At 69.1% G+C, this 2600-nt stretch carries 2 protein-coding genes and 1 pseudogene; all 3 read left to right on the top strand.

Annotation, left to right across the window (positions count from 1 at the left end):
* The first annotated feature begins 351 nt into the window (after positions 1-351).
* Positions 352-1230, top strand: a complete 879-nt coding sequence (locus ABZ281_RS45545; RefSeq protein WP_356664280.1) for an amino acid--tRNA ligase-related protein — start codon at positions 352-354, stop codon at positions 1228-1230.
* Between the two features lie 26 nt (positions 1231-1256).
* Positions 1257-2129, top strand: coding sequence for a TauD/TfdA family dioxygenase (locus tag ABZ281_RS45550; RefSeq protein ID WP_356664282.1), 873 nt, complete (start codon positions 1257-1259; stop codon positions 2127-2129).
* Between the two features lie 52 nt (positions 2130-2181).
* Positions 2182-2600, top strand: a pseudogene (locus tag ABZ281_RS45555) (hypothetical protein); the annotation flags it as partial.

Here is a 2600-nt window from a genome sequence, read left to right on the forward strand (position 1 = left end):
CGCTGCATCCGTGGATGAGCGTTGCGGTACGTGGTCGCGCTGGGCGCTTGGCCAGTCACGCTAGGGCTGCACCGGAGGCAGCCGCAACGGCTGTGGGCGTTGCGGCGGTTGCACGGGACCGTTGCGTGACCGTTGCGCCCCCACACCACCTGAGCTGCGGAAACGCTGATGTCTGGTCCTGGAACAACGGCGGATCGGGCCCGCAGGACGCTGCGACGCCGGCAGGAGGGCTTCTGCTGCGCGCGTCGCCGCGGCTAGCTTGTGGGCCCGCCGAGGAGCCGTGCACGAGGGCGCCGTGGCGACCGGCTTCCCTTCATCTGCCGTCGAAAACACAGGCCTTGAGGAGCACACGTGCTCAACCCCGTTGTGATGAAGTCCGACCTGCTGTTCAGCCTGCGTGACACGCTGCGCTCGGAAACGTTCGTCGAGGTGGTCACCCCGACGGTGCGCCGAGCCGACCTCGGCCCGGGACGTCGCGTTCCGGTCGATCTCGACGGCGGACGGTTCCTGCGGGCGATGATCGGCCCGGCGCTGCGCGTGAACATGGAGCACCACCGGCGGGTCTTCGAGATCGGTCAGTGCTTCCGGCCCGAGAAGCCGGACGAGCTGCACGCGCCCGAATTCCAGATGCTCGACCTCTACGCCGCCGACGAAAATTTCGAGTTCCTGTTCGCGCTGGCCGAGCGCCTGGTCGTCCCGCACATCCGCTACACCCCCGAGCGGGTATCTGTCGCCGCCCACATTCGTGACCTCTTCGGCATCGACCTGCGCCGCGAGCCACTGGGCGACCTTCCCGCACAGATGGCCGCCCACCTGGACATGGGTACCGAGGTCCCGTTCAAGACGGTGCTCGGCCGGTTCGTAGAGCGCGAACTGGAGACCCAGAGCACCGGGGCCGCACTCTTCCTGACCGAGTACCCGGTCGGCGGGGACGAGCCGTGCGCCCGACTCACGCCGGGCACGACCGCCGTCCTCAACCGATTCGAGGTCCTGATCGACGGCCTCGAAGTCGTGCACGGCTACGAGGACGAACCCGACCGGGCCGCGTTCGTCGAGCGGGCCCGAGCGGTGGACCTGTACGACGACGAGCAGGCCCTGGCGTGGAAGGCGATCGACGCCGGGCGTGCGCCGGCCCACAGCGTCGGGCTCGGCATCGGCATCGAGCGGCTGTGCATGGCCGCCTCCGACATCAAGGACATCAGCGTCTTCCAGCAGTCGGCCCAGTTCTGACCGCCACCCTTCCGAAAGGAGCCGCGATGTCCTTGTCGCTGCGCCCGCTCGACGACAGCGGCTTCGGCGCCGTCGTCGACTGCGACCTCGCGACCGAAGCCGACGACCTCGCGCCCCAGCTGGCGCGAGCCCTGCACCAGCACCGGCTGCTGGTCGTGCCCCGCCAGCACCTGACCCACGCCGATCTCCTGACCGTCGCCTCCTGCTTCGGAATGGTGGACACGAACATCGACCGCCGCTACGCCGTCGGCGGCTTTCCCGGGCTGACCGTCATCAGCAACATCGTCGAGGACGGCAAGCACGTCGGCATCTACGACGGGGACGACGAGGAGGAATGGCACGCCGACAACAGCTTCAAGCCACAGCTGACGGCCGCGACGCTGCTGTACTCGGTCATCACCCCCGAGGAGGGCGGCGAGACCCGCTTCGCCGACGCGACCCGCGCCTACACCGCCCTCGCCCCGGCGGCACAGCGGCGGATCGAGAGGATGCGCGCGGTGCACTCCATCGAGCAGCTCGGCGCGTTGCAGAGCCAGGCCAGCGGCGGGCAGTCGTCAGCCGCGGCCGGGAGCCTCGCCGGCCACCCGGAGGTCGAGCACCCGCTCGTCCCTACCCATCCGGTCACCGGAGCCCGCTCACTGCTGCTCGGCTCCATGGTGATCCGCTGCGTCACCGGACTCTCCGATCAGGACAGCCGCGCCCTGATCGACGACCTGCTGGAGCACACGACCAGCGAGCCGTACCTCTACAGCCACCGCTGGAGTCAGGGCGACCTCGTCGTGTGGGACAACCTCGCCACCCTCCACACCGCCTCCCCGTGCGACAGCTCCCGCCACCCCCGCCTGCTGTATCGCGCTGCCGTTCGACAGCATGCGGCTTCCCATGGCTCCCAGGGATGACCGGCGGCGAGAACACGCCGTCTACGCCGGTCGCCAGCCCTAGTGTTTACCCATGACGTCGAAGGCCGTGAAGGTGCCCCTGAAGGAAACCGCCCTCAACCTCGAGCGCATCACCCAGATCGGGCACCAAGTCCACGGCGTGTGCCCAGACTTCGACGCCGACGCGTTCGTACAGGACGTGATGTCCGACCTGCCCGGCCTGGAGCTGAAGGACCGGATCACCCGGACCAGCCAGGCACTGCACTCCCACCTTCCGGTCGCGGGCACCGAAGCCCTCGACGTCCTGCTGCGCTCGCTGCCGCCGACTCCCGAAGCCGGCGGAATCACGAACGACTTCGGGTGGCACACCTACTCCCCGCACTCCGACTTCGTGGCCCGCTACCTGCGCACCGGCGAGTACCTGGACCAAGCCCTCGACGCCCTCGCGCGCTTCACCCGGTACTTCTCGGCAGAGGTCGCCGTGCGGGACTT

Origin of the sequence: Streptomyces sp. NPDC006265 (assembly GCF_040613555.1) — a bacterium.
GTDB lineage: Bacteria > Actinomycetota > Actinomycetes > Streptomycetales > Streptomycetaceae > Streptomyces.